The following is a 15988-nucleotide window of genomic DNA, read 5'->3' as shown; positions in this document are numbered from 1 at the left end:
GTCGCCCCGATACTGGTTGTATCGGGGCGACCCCGACAACGCGGCGAGCGTGCGTGCCAGACGCCGCCGGGCAGACGGGACTTTCGAAACACGCCCTAGCGGCCCGACTCGACCCGCTTCTTGAGGCCCGCCAGCGCCCGGTCGATGATGACCTTCTCCGCCTTGCGCTTGATCATGCCCAGCATGGGGATCTTGACGTCGACCGTCAGCTGGTAGGTGACCTCGGTCGCCCCCGCCCCGGTGGCCCGGAGGAGGTACGAGCCGTCCAGGGAGCGCAGCATCTGGGACTTGACCAGCGTCCAGGAGACCTCGTGCTCGCCGGTCCAGGTGTAGGCCAGCGTCTGGTCGTCCTTGATCGCGCCCGCGTCCATGACCAGCCGGACCCGCTCGGCGCGTCCCGCCGCGTCGGTCGCCAGGACCTCCGCCTCCTTGACCTCGCCGGTCCAGTCCGGGTAGCGGGCGAAGTCGGCGATGACCGCCATGACGTCGGCCGGTGCCGCCTCGATCGTGATGCTCGAGCTGGTGTATTCCGCCATCGCGGTGGCTCCTCCAGATGCGGGCCGGTAGGGAGGGATCCCCCGTGCGCGAGCGTGCGCACGTGTGTGCAGCGTGAAGGCTACCGCGCGCCCGACCAGCCGCCTTCATCCCGTGGGGCACGGCGGCCCGTGCCGCGCCGCGTACCGGCGTTCACCACTGCAGCACCCACGGCTTCCCGGTCCCCGCGAAGTGCCCGACGTTGACGCACTCGGTCGCCCCGATCCGCATCCGCCGGACCAGCGGCTGGTGGACGTGGCCGAAGAGGGAGTAGCGGGGCCGGGTGCGGCGGATGGCGTCCAGCAGGGCGCGGCTGCCGCGTTCGAAGCGGCGCGCGACGGTGTCGTAGACGAGTTCCGGCACCTCGGGCGGGATGTGCGTGCACAGGACGTCGACCTCGCCGACGGCCTCGATCTTCGCGGCGTACTCCTCGTCGCTGATCTCGTAGGGGGTGCGCATCGGGGTGCGCAGGCCGCCGCCCACGAAGCCGAAGGTCCAGCCGCCGATCTCGACGCGCTCGCCGTCGAGCACGGTGGTGCCGGGACCGGCGTACTCCGGCCACAGTGCCGGCATGTCGACATTGCCGTAGGTGGCGTACGTCGGCGTCGGGAAGGCGGCGAACATCTCGGCGTACTGCCCCCGCACCGCCCGCTCGATCACCGCGGCCCGGTCCTCGCCGACCCCGCCCCACAGCCGGGCGCCCAGCTCACGGGCCTCGGCGAAGCGGCGGGCCGTGCGCAGCTCGACGATGCGGTGGGCGTTCTCCACGCCGAACAGGTCGGGGAAGATGCCGCGGGAGTGGTCGGCGTAGTCGAGGAAGAGGACGAGGTCGCCCAGGCAGATCAGCGCGTCCGCGCCCTCGCCGGCCAGGGAAAGATCGCGCGCGTTGCCGTGCACGTCGCTGACCACGTGGATACGTGTACCGGGGTTCCCGGACGGTGTGGAGGCCATGTCGATCAAGGGTAGGCCTGTGCGGCATACGTGAACAGTGCCGGTGAAACCTGCCGTTACTGGCCGGTCGGTTTTCGGGTGGACTACCGTACGGACTGCAACATCCATCTGTGTGACGCAGCGAACATCTCGCCGGGACCCCCTGTCGAAGAAGCCATACCGGCGGGTAACGTCCGGGCAGTCCAGTCGTGCTCAGCATTTCAACCACCGATGCGCGAGCACTTGCCCGAGCCTTGGACCGCACCGTCGCATCGCACAACGTCGTGGCGCCGGCGCCCTATGAGGAGCAGCAGTCTTGCGCGAGTTCAGCCTTCCGGCTTTGTACGAGGTCCCCACGGACGGCAATCTGACCGACATCGTCCGGAGAAACGCCGCGCAGCATCCCGACGTCGCCGTCATCGCCCGCAAGGTCGACGGCGTCTGGCAGGACGTCACGGCCACGGCCTTCCTGGCCGAGGTGCACGCGGCGGCCAAGGGCCTCATCGCCTCCGGCGTCCAGCCGGGCGACCGCGTCGGCCTGATGTCCCGCACCCGTTACGAGTGGACACTGCTCGACTTCGCGATCTGGTGCGCGGGCGCCGTCACCGTGCCGGTGTACGAGACCAGCTCGCCCGAGCAGGTGCAGTGGATCCTCTCCGACTCGGGCGCGACGGCCTGCGTCGTCGAGCTGGACACCCACAGCGCCGCCGTCGAGTCGGTGCGCGAGACCCTGCCGGCGCTGAAGCACGTCTGGCAGATCGAGGCGGGCGGCGTCGAGGAGCTGCGGCGGCTGGGCACCGACGTCTCCGACGAGGCCGTGGAGGAGCGCAGCTCGCTCGCCAAGGCCGACGACCCGGCCACCATCGTCTACACCTCCGGCACGACCGGCCGGCCCAAGGGCTGCGTGCTCACCCACCGCAGCTTCTTCGCCGAGTGCGGCAACGTGGTGGAGCGGCTGCGCCCGCTGTTCCGCACCGGCGAGTGCAGCGTCCTGCTGTTCCTCCCGCTCGCGCACGTCTTCGGCCGCCTGGTGCAGATCGCCCCGATGATGGCGCCGATCAAGCTGGGCACGGTCCCGGACATCAAGAACCTCACCGACGAACTGGCGTCCTTCCGGCCGACGCTGATCCTCGGCGTGCCGCGGGTGTTCGAGAAGGTCTACAACGCGGCGCGGGCCAAGGCGCAGGCGGACGGCAAGGGCGCGATCTTCGACAGGGCGGCGGACGCCGCGATCGCGTACAGCAAGGCGTTGGACACCCCGTCGGGCCCGTCGATCGGCGTGCGGATCAAGCACAAGGTCTTCGACAAGCTCGTCTACGGCAAGCTGCGCGCGGTGCTCGGCGGCCGGGGCGAGTACGCCATCTCCGGCGGCGCCCCGCTGGGCGAGCGCCTCGGCCACTTCTTCCGCGGCATCGGCTTCACCGTCCTGGAGGGCTACGGCCTGACGGAGTCCTGTGCGGCGACCGCGTTCAACCCGTGGGACCGGCAGAAGATCGGCACGGTCGGCCAGCCACTGCCGGGTTCGGTCGTGCGCATCGCGGACGACGGCGAGGTGCTGCTGCACGGCGAGCACCTGTTCAAGGAGTACTGGAACAACCCCGGCGCGACCGCGGAGGCGCTGGCCGACGGCTGGTTCCACACCGGCGACATCGGCACCCTGGACGAGGACGGCTACCTCAGGATCACCGGTCGCAAGAAGGAGATCATCGTCACCGCGGGCGGCAAGAACGTCGCCCCGGCCGTGATCGAGGACCGCATCCGGGCGCACGCGCTGGTCGCGGAGTGCATGGTGGTGGGTGACGGGCGGCCGTTCGTGGGCGCGCTGGTCACCATCGACGAGGAGTTCCTGGGCCGGTGGGCCGCCGACCACGGCAAGCCGGCGGGCTCCACCGCGGCGTCGCTGCGCGAGGACGCCGACCTGCTGTCGGAGATCCAGTCGGCGGTCGACGACGGCAACGCCGCGGTCTCGAAGGCGGAATCGGTGCGGAAGTTCCGCATTCTCTCCTCCCAGTTCACGGAGGACTCGGGCCACCTCACCCCGTCACTGAAACTCAAGCGCAACGTGGTGGCGAAGGACTACGCGGCGGAGATCGAGGCGATCTACGCGAAGCAGTGACCCGGTCCGTCCCGTGGCGCGGTGTCCTCGACGAGGGCCCGCGCCACGGTGCGTTCGGCGGGCGCGGCGACGGCGACGGCGACGGCGACGGCGACGAACGAGTTCACCCCGATCGGTCCGGGCACGAGCGAGCCGTCGGCCGCGCACAGCCGCCGCGCCCAGGACGTGACGTCCCGTCAGGTGACGGTGCGTCAGACAGGGTGTCGTGCGGGCACCCTGGGTGGACCGTCCGGTCCGCCCGGTGGCTGCGCACGCGACGGAGGGCGCCGACGGACCCGCGGGCGGCCGTGACGGGGCGGCGGGGGGCCTCTAGAGCAGTTCCTTCAGCCTCTCCGCCAGCAGGTCCCAGCGCCACTTCTCCTCGACCCACCGGCGGCCCCGTTCGCCCATGCGGCGGCGCAGTTCGGGATCGGCCAGCAGGGCCGCGACGCGGTCGGCCGTGTCCTCGGGCGAGGCGCCCCGTACGACCCAGCCGGTCTCGCCGTCCAGTACGGCGTCGGGGGCGCCGCCGGAGTCGCCGGCGACGACGGGCAGGCCGGTCGCGGAGGCCTCCAGGTAGACGATGCCGAGGCCCTCGACGTCGAGTCCGCCCCGGCGGGTGCGGCACGGCATGGCGAAGACGTCGCCGGCGCCGTAGTGGGCGGGCAGGTCCGACCAGGGAACGGAGCCGGTGAAACGCACGGAGGCGGCGACCCCGGTCTCGTGGGCCAGACGGCGCAGGTCCTTCTCGTAGGGGCCGCCGCCGACGACGAGCAGCACGGCCTCCGGCTCGGCGGCGAGGACCCGCGGCATGGCCCGGATCAGCGTGTCCTGGCCCTTGCGCGGCACGAGCCGCGAGACGCACACCACCACCGGGCGGTCGGTGAGCCCGAGGCGGGCCCGCACCAGGTCGCCGCCGGAGCCGGGGTGGAAGGTCTTCTCGTCGACGCCCGGCGGCAGTTGCACCATCCGCGCGGCGGCCTCGGGGCTCAGCGCGGTGGCGATCCGCGAGCGCGTGTACTCGCCGAGGTAGGTGATCGTGTCGGTGGCCTCACCGATGCGCCCCAGCAGCTGCCGGGCGGCGGGCAGCTGGGCCCAGCCGGCCTCGTGGCCGTGCGTGGTGGCCACCAGCCGCCGGGCGCCGGCCTTCCTGAGCGCGGGGGCCATCAGTCCGAGCGGCGCGGCGGCCCCGAACCACACGGACGTGCAGCCGTGCTCGCGCAGCAGCCCGACGGCCCGCCGCGTCGCGCCGGGCGTCGGCAGCAGCATGGTCGTGGAGTCCCGTACGACGGTGAAGGGCTGCTCGGCGTCGAAGGCCGCCGTCGCCTCGGCGCCCTCGCGGCCCCGCTTCCAGGTGGACGCGTAGACGACGACGCGCTCGGGGTCGAGGCGCAGCGCCATGTTGTGCAGGAACGCCTGGATGCCGCCCGGGCGGGGCGGGAAGTCGTTGGTCACGATCAGGGTCTTGTGCATCGCCGCCGACCCTATCCAAACCGTCCCTCACAGCCTCGCCCGGCCGTGCCGCACGGCCCGCGCACAGCCGGGCGGGAGACCATGTGGTCCACATACCCCGACCAAGAGGACGAACAGGGGCATACGTGGAGTTCATGGACGACAGGCGCTCCCCGGCCGGCCTGACGGGCCTGTCGGCCCTCTGGGGCGCGACCCGGCTCGTGCTGCTGCTGTGGGTGTTCAAGGTGTACGTCTTCCCCGGCCCGGACGTCACCACCGACGTGTCGGTGATCTACCGGGGCTGGTACGACGTGCTGAGCAGCGGGGCCTACCCGCACGACGACGCGACCTGGCAGTACCCGCCCGCGGCCGCCCTCGCGATCCTCTCGCCCGGCCTGCTGCCCTTCCTGGACTACGCGTCGGCGTTCTTCGTCCTGGCCCTCCTCGCCGACCTCGCCGTCCTGGTGCTGCTGCTGGCCGTCGGCCGCTCCCCGCGCGGCGCCCTGGTGTGGGTGGCGGGCGTCCCCCTGCTGGGCCCGACGGTGTACGCCCGCTACGACCTGACGGTGACCGCGGTCGCGGTGGCCGCACTGCTCGCCGGGGTCCGGCATCCCCGGGTCATGGGGGCGCTGGCCGGTCTGGGAGCCCTGCTCAAGGTGTGGCCGGTGCTGCTGCTGGCCGGTGCGCGGCGGCGGGCTTGGGGCGCGGCGGCCGTCACCGTCGGCGCCCTCGCGGCCCTGTTCGCGTTGGCCGCGCCCGGCGCCTTCGCCTTCCTCTCCTCCCAGCGGGACCGCGGCACCGAGGTGGAGTCGCTGGGCGCCCTGGTGTTCCACGTCGCCCGGCGTCTCGGCTGGAGCGGCGAGGTGCGGCTCCACTACGGCTCGGTCGAGTTCCTCGGCCCGCACGTGGACGTGGTGAGCGACGCGGCCCTCGCCCTGACGGCGGCCGCGTTCGGCTGGCTGCTGCTGTGGCGGCTGCGGGCGCGGCGGTTCGCGCCGCACACGCTCGCGGACGCCGCCTTCACCGCCGTCCTGCTGTTCACCACCACCAGCCGCGTGATCAGTCCGCAGTACCTGGTGTGGCTGGTGGGTCTGGCCGCCGTCTGCCGGTGCTTCCGCGACAGTCGGATGGGGCCGCCGACCGCTCTGGTGCTGGCCGCGTCACCGGTGACGGTGCTGGAGTTCCCCGTCTGGTTCGACCACGTCGTCGCGAGCGACGCCCTCGGGCTCACCCTGCTGTTCCTGCGCAACGGCCTGCTGGTGGCGGCCACGGTCACCGCGGCCGTACGGCTGTGGCGCTCGACGGTGCCACGGGCCGCCGCCCCGCCCGCCGGGCCCGGTCGGTCCGTCCGCGCCGGGCACGCGCCGGTCGCCTCCTGACGCCCTGACGCCGGGCCCGGCGCACGGGGGGACCGGGCGGACCCGGCGCGAAGGGGCGACCGTCCGGCAGGCCGGGTGACGGGCCGCGGCGGCGCTCAGCCCAGTTCGTCCTGGAGGTACCGTCGCCACTCGGCGGTGAAGTCCTCCAGGGTCGTTCCCAGCACGCTCTCCATCGCCGCCTCGACCGCCCCCGGCCGTTTCCCGTGCTCCCCCACGGCCCGGTAGAAGGCGTGCAGTTCCCCCTCGCCCCATCGCCCGGCGATCATCCGGCAGGCCGTCCAGCCGCCCTCGTACGCCCGCGCCAGCCGCGCCGCGTCCCCGGCGAAACCGAAGTCGCCGTCGGACGGCAGCCCGTCCGGCAGGTCGCCCCCGCGGACGGCCTTCTGCAGCTCGGGCGCGGCCTCGTCGGGGGTGCGGCCGGTGCCGCGGTAGCCGACCCAGTCGGCGTACCCCTCCGACAGCCACAGCGGGGTCGCCGCGTTGGTGTCGGCCCGGGTGGCGACGTGCGTGGTCTCGTGGGTGAACACCACCTGCCGGCCGACCGGACCGAGCATGCCGAAGGCGTCCGGGTTGACGATGACCCGGTCGGCCGGCGCGTCGGCCCCGCCGCCCGTCTCCCCCGTGGTGACCGCGGCGATCCCGCGGTAGGAGGAAGCGGGCGAGCCGAGCAGCGCCGCCATGCCGTCGAGCGACTTCGGCACGAGGACGACGACCCGCCGGGCCCAGTCGGTGCCCCACGTCTGCGAGACCGCGGGGACGGCCCGGTCGGCCAGGTCGGCGAAGGTCCGCAGCTGCTCGCCGGACCGGCCTACCCCGAGGACGAGACTGCGGGCGCCCCGGACGACCGTGACCGTGCCCTGGTCCCACAGCTGCTGGCCGGTCTTCCGCGCGGGCTCGTCGGCGGCCACGCGCCACCGCCCGGCGGTGGCGCGGGTCAGCCGCAGGGTGCGCGCCACGGTCACCGGGCCCCGGTCGTGGCCCTCGACGCGGTAGCTCAGCTCCGCGTCGGCCTCGGCCCCGTCCCCGCCGGGCCGGACGGCGGTGACCCGGTAGGACCAGGCGGCCAGCGGCACGGCGCGCAGCCGGGTGTATCCGGCGGGGTCCCCGGTGGCGGCGTAGGCGGCCGCGTCGTGGGCCAGGACGGCGGCGGCCCGCCGGTCCAGCACCCGCTGCACCTCGGCCCTGGCGCCGTCGGTGGCGGGCCGCCCGCCGCAGCCCACGAGCAGGACGAGCAGCAGCACCACGAGCCCCACGGCTCCGGATCCGCGCGCCCGCCCGTGACCAGCCATCCCCCCGATCGTACGGCGGGCCGCCCCGGACGGAGCCCCGAAGGCGTGCGCCGCCCGCCCCGGTCAGGGCCTGGTCACCGACGACACCGGCATCATCCCGACCGGGTCGTAGCGCACGGGCGCGCCCGGGTAGGGGGCGTGGATGACCTGACCGTTGCCCGCGTACATGCCGACGTGGCTGGCGTCGGAGCGGTAGGTGACGATGTCGCCGGGCCTGGCCTGGGAGAGCGGGACCCGCCGTCCGGCGTGCGCCTGGGCCTGCGAGGTCCGCGGCAGGGAGACCCCGGCCCGCGCGTACGACCACTGCACCAGGCCCGAGCAGTCGAAGCCGGTGGGCCCGTTGGCGCCCCAGACGTACGGTCTGCCGAGTGCGGAGCGGGCAGCGGCCAGGGCGGCGGCCGCGCGGCCCGAGGCGGCGCCGGCGCCCTCGGGGCCGGGCAGGCCGGGCAGGTCGGAGCGGCCGAACCGGGAAGCCCGGTCGTAGGCGGCGCGCTCGGCGGACGGCAGGGAGTTCAGCAGCCGCCGGGCCCTGGCGAGCTTCCGCTCGACGGTCCGCTTGTGCTTCTCGACGGCCTCGCGGCTCTTCTCCAGCTCGCCGAGTTTCCGGGTGGCCTCGGCGCGTTCCTGGGTCAGTTCGCGCAGGGCGTGCCGGAGCTCCTTCAGCTCGTCGGCCTGGTGGGCGGTGACGCGGTCGAGGACGGAGGCCTTGTCGAGGTAGTCGGCCGGGTCCTCGGAGAACAGCAGCGCCAGGGACGGGTCGAGTCCGCCGGAGCGGTACTGGGCGCCGGCCAGCGAGCCGAGCCGCTCGCGCAGCACGTTGACGCGCTCCTGCTTGCGGGCGACGCGGTCCTGGGAGTCCCCGACCTGCCGGCGCAGGGTGCCGGCCCGTTCCCCGGCCTCGTTGAAGGCCTCGGTGGCCTTCTCGGCGGCCTCGTAGAGCCGGTCCACCTCGGTCCGGGTGTCCTCGTGCGGGGCGGCCGTGGCCGGTACGGCGGTGGTGGCGACGGCCCCGAGGGCGGCTGCGGCGGCGGACAGGACGCACAGGGCGCCCCGGTCGAACCCGGACGGTGCAAGGCGGCGATGGGACCCCACGGGAAGCCGCGCTCCTTCCTCTGGCGGACAGAGACCGTCCCCCGGCACGCGTGCCGGGGAAACGCGGCAGACAGTAGCCGCGCGACGGGGGGCCCACCAAAGACCTCGGCGGCGACACAACGTGACACCCCGCCTCTGACGCAGGTCATGGGCGGGGTGCGGGGTCAGTTCACGTCGCGGTGATTCGCCCGTTCGGGCGTCCCGGTGTCGCGGTCGGGCGGATGCTCAGATCCGGACGCCGAACTGGTACGGCATGTTGTTGATCGACTCGTAGCGCACGACGGTGCCGGTGCGCGGGGCGTGCAGCACCTGGCCGTTGCCCGCGTAGAAGCCGACGTGGTGCTGGTCGCCGTAGAAGATGACCAGGTCGCCGACCTTGAGGTCGGACTGGGAGTAGATGCGCGTGCCGGCGTTCGCCTGCGCCTGGGAGGTGCGCGGGATGCTGACGCCGGCCTGGGCGAAGGCCCAGGAGGTCAGGCCCGAGCAGTCGAAGGTGGAGGGGCCGGTGGCGCCGTAGGAGTAGGGCGAGCCGATCTTGCTCTGGGCGGCCTGGAAGGCGGCCATGGCGCGACCGGAGGCGGCGCCCGTGTTGCCGAGGTCGACGCGCTCACCGGCGTCACGGCTGGCGCGGGCGTCGGAGGCGGCCAGCGCGGCCTTCTCCTCGGCCGTCAGCGTGTTGAGGAGCTTGCGCGCCTCGGCGAGCTTGGCCTGGACTTCCTTCTTCTTCTTGCCCAGTTCGGTGCGGGTGGAGGCGAGGTCCTTGAGCTTGTCGGAGGCCTCCGCGCGGTCCTGCGCCAGCTCGCGCTGCTTGTCCTGGATCTTCTTCAGCGACTCGACCTGCTGGGCGCTCAGCTGGTCGGCGGTGGACGCCTTGTCCAGGTAGTCGTCCGGGTCCGAGGACAGGAACAGCTGGAGGGAGGAGTCGATGCTGCCGGAGCGGTACTGTGCCGCCGCCGCCTGGCCTATGGACTCACGCAGCTCGTTCAGCTCTTCCTGGCCGCGGGCGACGTTGTCCTGGATCGTGGAGATCTCCTTCTGGAGCTTCTCCTGCTTCTCCTTGGCCCCGTTGTACTTCTCGGTGGCCTGCTCCGCGTCTTCGTAGAGCTTGTCGACCTTGGACTTGACCTCGTCCTTGCTGGGCTTCTCGCTCGGCGCGGCATTGGCGGCCTGCGAGGTCAGGGCAACAGCGGCGGCGGCCGCGGTGGTCAGCAAGGTCACGCGCGCGCGACTCGGCTGCTTGGGTCGACGGTGGGACGCCACGGAGAGCGAGCTCCTTCATGTGAGTGATCACTCGTGCGGAGGTTCGAAGGCAGACCCTAGTGACCTTCTTGTGATCACTTCAAATCCTGGAGCCGAAAAAGTCGGTGACGCACCGCATTCTTTACACTCAACCCACATGCAGTGACGCACGATTGACGCTACGTTGCGTGACGATTGCGCCAATTCGGGCATTGGCCCTTTACGTTGACCTTCAGGTCAGTCGCTTCAGGAGCACCGCAGAAGCCACGGGCCGGGCGCCCGCCCTGGCCACCCCGTCGGCCACCTCGCGGTCCGTCGAGGCCACGATGACCGGCCGGCCGGGCGGCTCGGCCCGCACCAGCTGGCGGATCAGCTCGTCGGCGGTGACCCCCGGCTTGGAGAACAGCACCCGCACCCCGCGCGGCGGCGCCAGCAGTACCGGCGCGACCAGTTCGGCACCGTCGAAGACGCAGGTGACCTCGGCGCCGGTCTGCGCGGCGAGCGCCGAGAGCTGCCCGAGCAGCCGCAGCCGCTGCTTCTCCAACGGCATCTGCGGATAACCGGTCTTGGTGACGTTGTAGCCGTCGACGACGAGATGCGCCTGCGGCAGCGCCAGCAACTGGTCCAGGATCGCCGGGTCATTCTCCGACAGCGCGCGGGCCGCGATGTCCTTGGGGGTCATCCGGCCGGGCTCCACCGCGTCGACGGTCTCCGCCGGGCGCACCGACACCGGCGGCAACGCCAGTTCCCGGCGCAGCCCTTGGGCCGATTCCAGCAGGGTGTCCAGCAGCAGCCGTACCCGCATGTCCTCGACGCTGCGCCCTTCGCGGGCCGCCCGCCGGGTGGCCTCCAGCGCGGCCTCCGCCTCGCTGAGCCGCGCCTTGAGCCGCCGCGACTCGCTCTCGGCCGCCGACACCTGCGCCTGCCCCTCGCTCCGTGCGGCCTCCATCTCGCCCTGGAGCTTGCGCAGCGCGGCCTCGCCCCGCTTGACGTCGCTGAGGGCCGACCGCAGCTTGCGGTGCAGCGACTCGCCCTCCCGCTTCGCCGCGTCCAGCTCGGCGCGCAGCCGCTCGGTCTCGGTCCGGGTCAGTTCACGGGCCTCGGCGAGCTGCTCGCGCAGCCGCTCCAGCTCCGCCCGGCTCTCCTCGTCGGCCCGCTCGGCGTCCGCCCGCAGGGCCTCCTCGCCGGCGGCGGTGACCAGCTTGACCCAGCCGGTGGGGCGCAGCACGTAGGCCGCGGCGGCCACGTCGAGCGGGTCCGCGGCCGGGGGCGGCGAACCGGAGTCCAGGGCACCGGCCAGTTCCGGCTGGACCTCCCTGAACTTCTCCGCGATGCGCTGCCGGAACAGCGGATCGGTCTCCAGCGCGGCGGCCATCGCGTTGCCCGCGAACTTGGCCCGCCGGTTCGGGGCGAACCGGGCGTACTGTCGCAACTGGGCGGGCAGTTCGGCGACGGTCAGGCCGCCGAAGCCGTCCGAGACGATCTGCACCACCCGGCGCCGCACCCCGTCGGGCAGCGGACGGTCGAGCACCTCGGCGGCGCCGTCGCCCGGCCCCCCGCCCGTGGTCTCCACCATCCGTCACACCCCAATTCCGTGCGGGGCCTCCCCCACTCTCGACTTCGCTCGAGCGGGGGGACCCCCATCCTCAGGAGCCGGCGCCCGGCCTGTCCACCAGTTCCACCTGATCCACGGCGTTGCACCAACGGCACCGCACCGACTCGATGGTCTCACTGACCACCTCGCGCTCCTCCACCTTCGCCTCACCGGCGAGATCGAGGTGGACGTACTCGACGACCTTCGACGAGCGCGTCACGTCGAACCGCGTGAGGTTGCCGCAGAGGGTGCAGCGCCACCGCGTCGTGGCGGTCGGCAGGGGAACCGTCATCGTGACTGTCCGCTTCCTTCTAGTGTCGGTCTTCCGGGACCGGGGCGCGCCGAAGGCTCCCCGGAGCATGTGGCTCGTAACCCTACGGCCTGGCGGGTCCTCGCCGCCCGTCCGTCCACGGCGGCGAGGCGGTACGGCCCGGTACGTCCGGTTGCGTCATGCTCTGTAGCCATGATCAGCGACTGGAGGGGGCCCCTGGGCCGGGCCGTCCGACACCCCGTGGCGCCCGTGACGTACGCACTGATGGCCCTGTGCTGCCTGATCTTCGTGATCGGTCCGGCCTCGGGCCTCGATCCGGTGTACGGCAGCGGCGAGGAGGCGGCGCTCGCGCAACGTGCCTACTTCCGCCGGTGGGGCGTGATCCCCGCGGACGTGTTCGACGGCGCGCCGGGGTCCGCCCTCACGCCCTTCACGGCCCTGTTCGTCCACGGCAGCTGGGTGCACCTGCTGGGCAACATGCTCTTCCTCTACGTCTTCGGGGCGATGACCGAGCACCGGATGGGCCGCGTCGAGTTCGCGCTCTTCTACCTCGGCTGCGGCGCCCTGGCGCTGCTGGGGTACGCCGCCGCCAACGCCGGCTCCGGGCAGTCCCTGGTCGGCGCCTCCGGGGCGATCTCGGCGGTTCTCGGCGCATTCCTGTACCTGTTCCCCCGGGCCCGCGTCACCAGTCTCCTGCCGTTCCTCTTCTTCCTGCCGCTGCGCTTCCCGGCCTGGGTCGTGCTGCCCTTCTGGGCGGCGCTGCAATGGGTGGCGGCGGGGCGGGCCGGATCGGGGCCGGGCGTGGCGTACCTGGCGCACCTGGTGGGCTTCGGGCTGGGCTTCGTCTACGCGTGGGCCCGGTTCACCCGGCCCACTAGAGTGAGCAGCAGCCCAGCTCCGGCCCCCGAGGGAGAGAACCAACCGTGATCACCGCGATCGTCCTCATCAAGACCAGCGTGGACCGGATCCCCGAGATCGCGGAGTCGATCGCTTCGCTGGAGTCCGTGAGCGAGGTGTTCTCCGTGACCGGCACCTACGACCTGATCGCCATGGTGCGGGTGCGGCAGCACGAGGACCTCGCCGAGGTGATCCCGGGGCGGATCAGCAGGATTCCGGGCGTGGAGGCGACGGACACGCACGTGGCGTTCCGCACCTACTCGCAGCACGACCTCGAAGCCGCGTTCGCCATCGGGCTGGACTCCTGACCGTCGGGCGCACCGCCCGCGGTGGGGAGGACCCGCCTACACCGCCGGGACGCAGCGGCCGGCCTCCGTGCGGTAGCGCCACTTCGCGCCCTCGGTCACCAGTTCCCGCACCGCCGCCACGAAGCGGTCGACGTGCTCGTCGGGGGTGCCCGCGCCGAAGCTCACGCGGATCGCGTTGAGGGACTTCTCACCGGGGGCCGCCTCGGGGGCGCCGCACTCGCCCTGGCTGTGGGGGTCGCCGCCGAGGAGGGTGCGCACCAGGGGGTGGGCGCAGAAGAGGCCGTCGCGGACGCCGATGCCGTACTCGGCGGAGAGTGCGGCGGCGAAGTGGGAGCTGTTCCAGCCGTCCACGACGAAGGAGATCACGCCGACCCGCGGCGCGTCGTCGCCGAAGAGGGACAGGATCCGCACCTGGGGGACCTCCGCGAGGCCCGTGCGGACCTTCTCCACGAGGTGCTGCTCGCGGGCCACCAGGGTGTCGAAGCCCGCTTCGGTGAGGGCCTTGCAGGCGGAGGCGATGGCGTAGGCCCCGATGACGTTCGGGGAGCCGGCCTCGTGCCGGGCGGCGCTCTCGTGCCACTCCGCGTCCACTCCCCCGTCCGCACGCCGGGTCACCCTGCGGCTGGCGCCGCCACCGGCCAGGTACGGCTCGGCCGCCCGCAGCCAGTCGGCACGGCCGGCCAGCACGCCGGAGCCGAAGGGGGCGTACAGCTTGTGGCCGGAGAAGGCGACCCAGTCGACGTCGAGGTCGCGGACGGACACCGGGTGGTGGGGGGCGAGCTGGGCGGCGTCCAGGACGATCCGGGCACCGTGGGCGTGGGCCGCGGCGGCCAGTTCGCGTACCGGCCACAGCTCGCCGGTGACGTTGGAGGCGCCGGTGACGCAGACCAGGGCGGGGCCGGACCGGTCGCGGCCGGCGAGGGCCCGCTCCAGGGCGGCCACGGCCTGCCGCGGGGTGCGCGGGGCGTCGAGGCAGGTGACCCGGGCGTCCTTCCAGGGCAGCAGCGCGGCGTGGTGCTCGGTCTCGAAGACGAAGACCTGGCAGTCGGCGGGAAGCGCGGCGGCGAGGAGGTTGAGGGAATCGGTGGTGGAACGCGTGAAGACGAGCTGGTCGTCGGGCCGGCAGTCGAGGAACCCGGCGACCGTCCGGCGGGCGTTCTCGAAGAGGTCGGTGGAGAGCTGGGAGAGGTATCCGGCGCCGCGGTGGACGCTGCCGTAGTAGGGGGCGTAGGCGGCCACGTCGTCCCAGACGCGCTGGAGGGCGGGTGCGCTGGCGGCGTAGTCCAGGGCCGCGTAGCCGACCTCGCCGCCGGTGACGAGCGGGACGGTGACATCCCGCCCCAGAACCGGCAGGGGGGCGCAAACGGTCGGGGCGGCGGCAGCGGTGGAGACGGACATGACGGAACTCCCGTGAGAGACAGAGGGATTCACCACGCGAGCGACTGCGGCTCGAGCGCGGGAAAAGGTGAAGGAGGGATGCGGAGGCGGGGCTCTGCGGCCCTATCGCATTCGCTTGCTCACGGAGGGCTCCTCGACGACCAGGACCCCTGCCCCCGCTCGATCAGAAGCGTGCGAGGGGTCCGCGCTTGCCGTGAACCTTTCTGTCCACAGCCTGGTCTTCACCCGGGGCACCCCGCCACGGACGGAGGGTTGCCGGACAGTCGGCCGGGGCCTCATGACTGTCACTCATGACCTGTTACGACATCCTGCCATACGATCACCGGCGCGCAAGGCGCGGTCCATTTCCCGAGACACCAGGAGTCCGGACCGCGCCTCGTCGGCCGCCGTCCCGGCTCAGGCGTGGGTGGCCGCCGCCCAGCGCTCCAGCGTCCGCTTCGCCGCCCCCGAGTCGAGGGACTCCGCGGCCCTGGCCATACCGGCGCGGAGCTGCTCGGCGAGCGGCGCCCCGGTCGGCTCCAGGGCGACCAGGGCGGCCGCCGAGTTCAGCAGGACGGCGTCGCGGACCGGGCCCGTCCCGCCGTCCAGCAGCCTGCGCGCCACCTCGGCGTTGTAGGAGGCGTCGGCACCCCGCAGGGCCTCGACGGGAACGAGGTCGAGGCCGACGTCGCGCGGGTCGAAGGACTCCTCGGTCACCTTGCCCTCCCGCACGACCCAGACCCGGGAGGTGGAGGTCGTCGTCAGCTCGTCGAGGCCGTCGTCGCCGCGGAACACCAGCGAGGAGTGGCCGCGTTCGGCGAAGACACCGGCGACGATCGGCGCCATGCGCGGGTCCGCCACGCCGACCGCCTGGGCCCGGACCCTGGCCGGGTTGGTCAGCGGGCCGAGGACGTTGAACACCGTGCGGATGCCCAGCTGGCCGCGCGCGGCACCCGCGTGACGCAGCGCCGGGTGGAACTTGACGGCGAAGCAGAAGGTGATGCCCGCCTCCTCGGCGACCTCGGCCACCCGCCGCGGGGTCAGGTCGAGGCGGACGCCGAGCTTCTCCAGGACGTCCGAGGCGCCGGAGGCGGAGGACGCGGCCCGGTTGCCGTGCTTGACGACCTTGACGCCGGTGCCGGCGACGACGATCGAGGACATCGTGGAGATGTTGACCGTCTTCGCGCCGTCGCCGCCCGTGCCGACGATGTCGACCGCCGGGCCGGGCACCTCGATCACGTTCGCGTGCTCGTACATCGCGCGGACGAGTCCGTTGATCTCCTCGACGGTCTCGCCCTTGGCGCGCAGCGCCACCACGAAGCCGGCGATCTGCGCGTCGGTGGCCTCGCCGCGCATGATCCGGTCCATCGCCCACGCCGTGGCGTCGGCGCTCAGGTCGCGGCCGGACAGCAGGGCGTTCAGCACCTCGGGCCAGGAACGGTCCGCCGCGGTGTCGCCTCCGGCGGGGGTCACAGCGCTCATAAGCCGCTCCTGGGTCAGTGTGGTCCCGCTCCACGGGACGCGCGTCTCG

The 15988-nt window shown here is 73.0% G+C and carries 15 protein-coding genes and 1 riboswitch; of the genes, 4 read left to right on the top strand and 11 right to left on the bottom strand.

Features of this window, described 5'->3' with window-relative positions; translation table 11 throughout:
- Positions 1-95: 95 nt before the first annotated feature.
- Together AB0N31_RS33180 and AB0N31_RS33175 are read right to left on the bottom strand one after the other, a co-directional pair.
- Positions 96-536 (bottom strand): SRPBCC family protein, encoded by a 441-nt coding sequence (locus tag AB0N31_RS33180; protein ID WP_366062214.1) that lies wholly within the window; start codon positions 534-536, stop codon positions 96-98.
- A gap of 151 nt (positions 537-687) precedes the next feature.
- Entirely contained in the window at positions 688-1485 is a 798-nt protein-coding gene (locus tag AB0N31_RS33175) for a metallophosphoesterase (protein WP_366062213.1), read from the bottom strand.
- A gap of 295 nt (positions 1486-1780) precedes the next feature.
- Here AB0N31_RS33175 and AB0N31_RS33170 point away from each other — a divergent pair, with 295 nt between their 5' ends.
- A complete protein-coding gene (locus AB0N31_RS33170; RefSeq protein WP_366062211.1) occupies positions 1781-3580 on the top strand; it encodes an AMP-dependent synthetase/ligase in 1800 nt (599 codons plus the stop codon).
- Here the strand turns inward: AB0N31_RS33170 and AB0N31_RS33165 are convergent.
- Both AB0N31_RS33165 and AB0N31_RS33160 read right to left on the bottom strand, forming a co-directional pair.
- Positions 3565-3705, bottom strand: a complete 141-nt coding sequence (locus AB0N31_RS33165) for a hypothetical protein (RefSeq protein ID WP_366062210.1) — start codon at positions 3703-3705, stop codon at positions 3565-3567. The genes AB0N31_RS33170 and AB0N31_RS33165 overlap by 16 nt on opposite strands.
- 184 nt (positions 3706-3889) lie before the next feature.
- On the bottom strand, positions 3890-5032 hold the full coding sequence (locus AB0N31_RS33160) for a glycosyltransferase family 4 protein (protein ID WP_366062209.1): 1143 nt from the start codon (positions 5030-5032) through the stop codon (positions 3890-3892).
- Positions 5033-5166: 134 nt separating this feature from the next.
- Between AB0N31_RS33160 and AB0N31_RS33155 the strand changes: the two genes are divergently transcribed.
- Positions 5167-6390, top strand: coding sequence for a glycosyltransferase 87 family protein (locus tag AB0N31_RS33155; RefSeq protein WP_366062208.1), 1224 nt, complete (start codon positions 5167-5169; stop codon positions 6388-6390).
- Between the two features lie 95 nt (positions 6391-6485).
- Here AB0N31_RS33155 and AB0N31_RS33150 read toward each other — a convergent pair whose 3' ends face one another.
- The 5 genes from AB0N31_RS33150 to AB0N31_RS33130 all read right to left on the bottom strand — a co-directional run bounded on the left by AB0N31_RS33150 (position 6486) and on the right by AB0N31_RS33130 (position 11896).
- Positions 6486-7679: a hypothetical protein gene (locus AB0N31_RS33150; RefSeq protein ID WP_366062207.1), complete on the bottom strand. Its 1194-nt coding sequence runs from the start codon at positions 7677-7679 to the stop codon at positions 6486-6488.
- Between the two features lie 63 nt (positions 7680-7742).
- A complete protein-coding gene (locus tag AB0N31_RS33145; RefSeq protein ID WP_366062206.1) occupies positions 7743-8771 on the bottom strand; it encodes an NlpC/P60 family protein in 1029 nt (342 codons plus the stop codon).
- Positions 8772-8996: 225 nt separating this feature from the next.
- Positions 8997-10031 carry an NlpC/P60 family protein gene (locus AB0N31_RS33140; RefSeq protein ID WP_366062205.1) on the bottom strand — a complete coding sequence of 345 codons (1035 nt, stop codon included), beginning with the start codon at positions 10029-10031 and terminating at the stop codon, positions 8997-8999.
- A gap of 211 nt (positions 10032-10242) precedes the next feature.
- Positions 10243-11586, bottom strand: coding sequence for an NYN domain-containing protein (locus AB0N31_RS33135; protein WP_366062203.1), 1344 nt, complete (start codon positions 11584-11586; stop codon positions 10243-10245).
- A 70-nt stretch (positions 11587-11656) separates the two neighbouring features.
- Positions 11657-11896, bottom strand: a complete 240-nt coding sequence (locus AB0N31_RS33130) for a hypothetical protein (protein ID WP_073491882.1) — start codon at positions 11894-11896, stop codon at positions 11657-11659.
- 171 nt (positions 11897-12067) lie between these two features.
- On the opposite strand from AB0N31_RS33130, the gene AB0N31_RS33125 reads away from it, so the two are divergent.
- Together AB0N31_RS33125 and AB0N31_RS33120 are read left to right on the top strand one after the other, a co-directional pair.
- Positions 12068-12802, top strand: a complete 735-nt coding sequence (locus AB0N31_RS33125) for a rhomboid family intramembrane serine protease (RefSeq protein ID WP_366062202.1) — start codon at positions 12068-12070, stop codon at positions 12800-12802.
- A complete protein-coding gene (locus AB0N31_RS33120; RefSeq protein ID WP_366062201.1) occupies positions 12799-13080 on the top strand; it encodes an Lrp/AsnC ligand binding domain-containing protein in 282 nt (93 codons plus the stop codon). Before AB0N31_RS33125 ends, AB0N31_RS33120 begins: the two co-directional genes overlap by 4 nt.
- Positions 13081-13116: 36 nt before the next feature.
- On the opposite strand, the gene AB0N31_RS33115 is transcribed toward AB0N31_RS33120, so the two are convergent.
- Both AB0N31_RS33115 and trpD read right to left on the bottom strand, forming a co-directional pair.
- Complete coding sequence (locus AB0N31_RS33115) at positions 13117-14478, bottom strand: aminotransferase class V-fold PLP-dependent enzyme (RefSeq protein ID WP_366062200.1); 1362 nt, start codon at positions 14476-14478, stop codon at positions 13117-13119.
- A 179-nt stretch (positions 14479-14657) separates the two neighbouring features.
- A riboswitch (SAM riboswitch) is annotated at positions 14658-14774 on the bottom strand.
- A 100-nt stretch (positions 14775-14874) separates the two neighbouring features.
- Positions 14875-15939, bottom strand: a complete 1065-nt coding sequence (gene trpD, locus AB0N31_RS33110; RefSeq protein WP_366062199.1) for an anthranilate phosphoribosyltransferase — start codon at positions 15937-15939, stop codon at positions 14875-14877.
- Between the last annotated feature and the right edge of the window lie 49 nt (positions 15940-15988).

It is taken from the genome of Streptomyces sp. NPDC051051 (genome assembly GCF_040682975.1).
Taxonomy (GTDB): domain Bacteria; phylum Actinomycetota; class Actinomycetes; order Streptomycetales; family Streptomycetaceae; genus Streptomyces.
The sequence above is the reverse complement of the archived record's forward strand: the minus strand, read 5'-3'. Positions and strand labels throughout refer to the sequence as shown.

Bases quoted from the DNA above. Each gene is read 5' to 3' on its own strand.
- AB0N31_RS33175 (WP_366062213.1), bottom strand. From the start codon at position 1,485: ATGGCCTCCACACCGTCCGGGAACCCCGGTACACGTATCCACGTGGTC.
- AB0N31_RS33180 (WP_366062214.1), bottom strand. From the start codon at position 536: ATGGCGGAATACACCAGCTCGAGCATCACGATCGAGGCGGCACCGGCC.
- AB0N31_RS33150 (WP_366062207.1), bottom strand. From the start codon at position 7,679: ATGGCTGGTCACGGGCGGGCGCGCGGATCCGGAGCCGTGGGGCTCGTG.
- AB0N31_RS33130 (WP_073491882.1), bottom strand. From the start codon at position 11,896: ATGACGGTTCCCCTGCCGACCGCCACGACGCGGTGGCGCTGCACCCTC.
- AB0N31_RS33135 (WP_366062203.1), bottom strand. From the start codon at position 11,586: ATGGTGGAGACCACGGGCGGGGGGCCGGGCGACGGCGCCGCCGAGGTG.
- trpD (WP_366062199.1), bottom strand. From the start codon at position 15,939: ATGAGCGCTGTGACCCCCGCCGGAGGCGACACCGCGGCGGACCGTTCC.
- AB0N31_RS33155 (WP_366062208.1), top strand. From the start codon at position 5,167: ATGGACGACAGGCGCTCCCCGGCCGGCCTGACGGGCCTGTCGGCCCTC.
- AB0N31_RS33160 (WP_366062209.1), bottom strand. From the start codon at position 5,032: ATGCACAAGACCCTGATCGTGACCAACGACTTCCCGCCCCGCCCGGGC.
- AB0N31_RS33115 (WP_366062200.1), bottom strand. From the start codon at position 14,478: ATGTCCGTCTCCACCGCTGCCGCCGCCCCGACCGTTTGCGCCCCCCTG.
- AB0N31_RS33125 (WP_366062202.1), top strand. From the start codon at position 12,068: ATGATCAGCGACTGGAGGGGGCCCCTGGGCCGGGCCGTCCGACACCCC.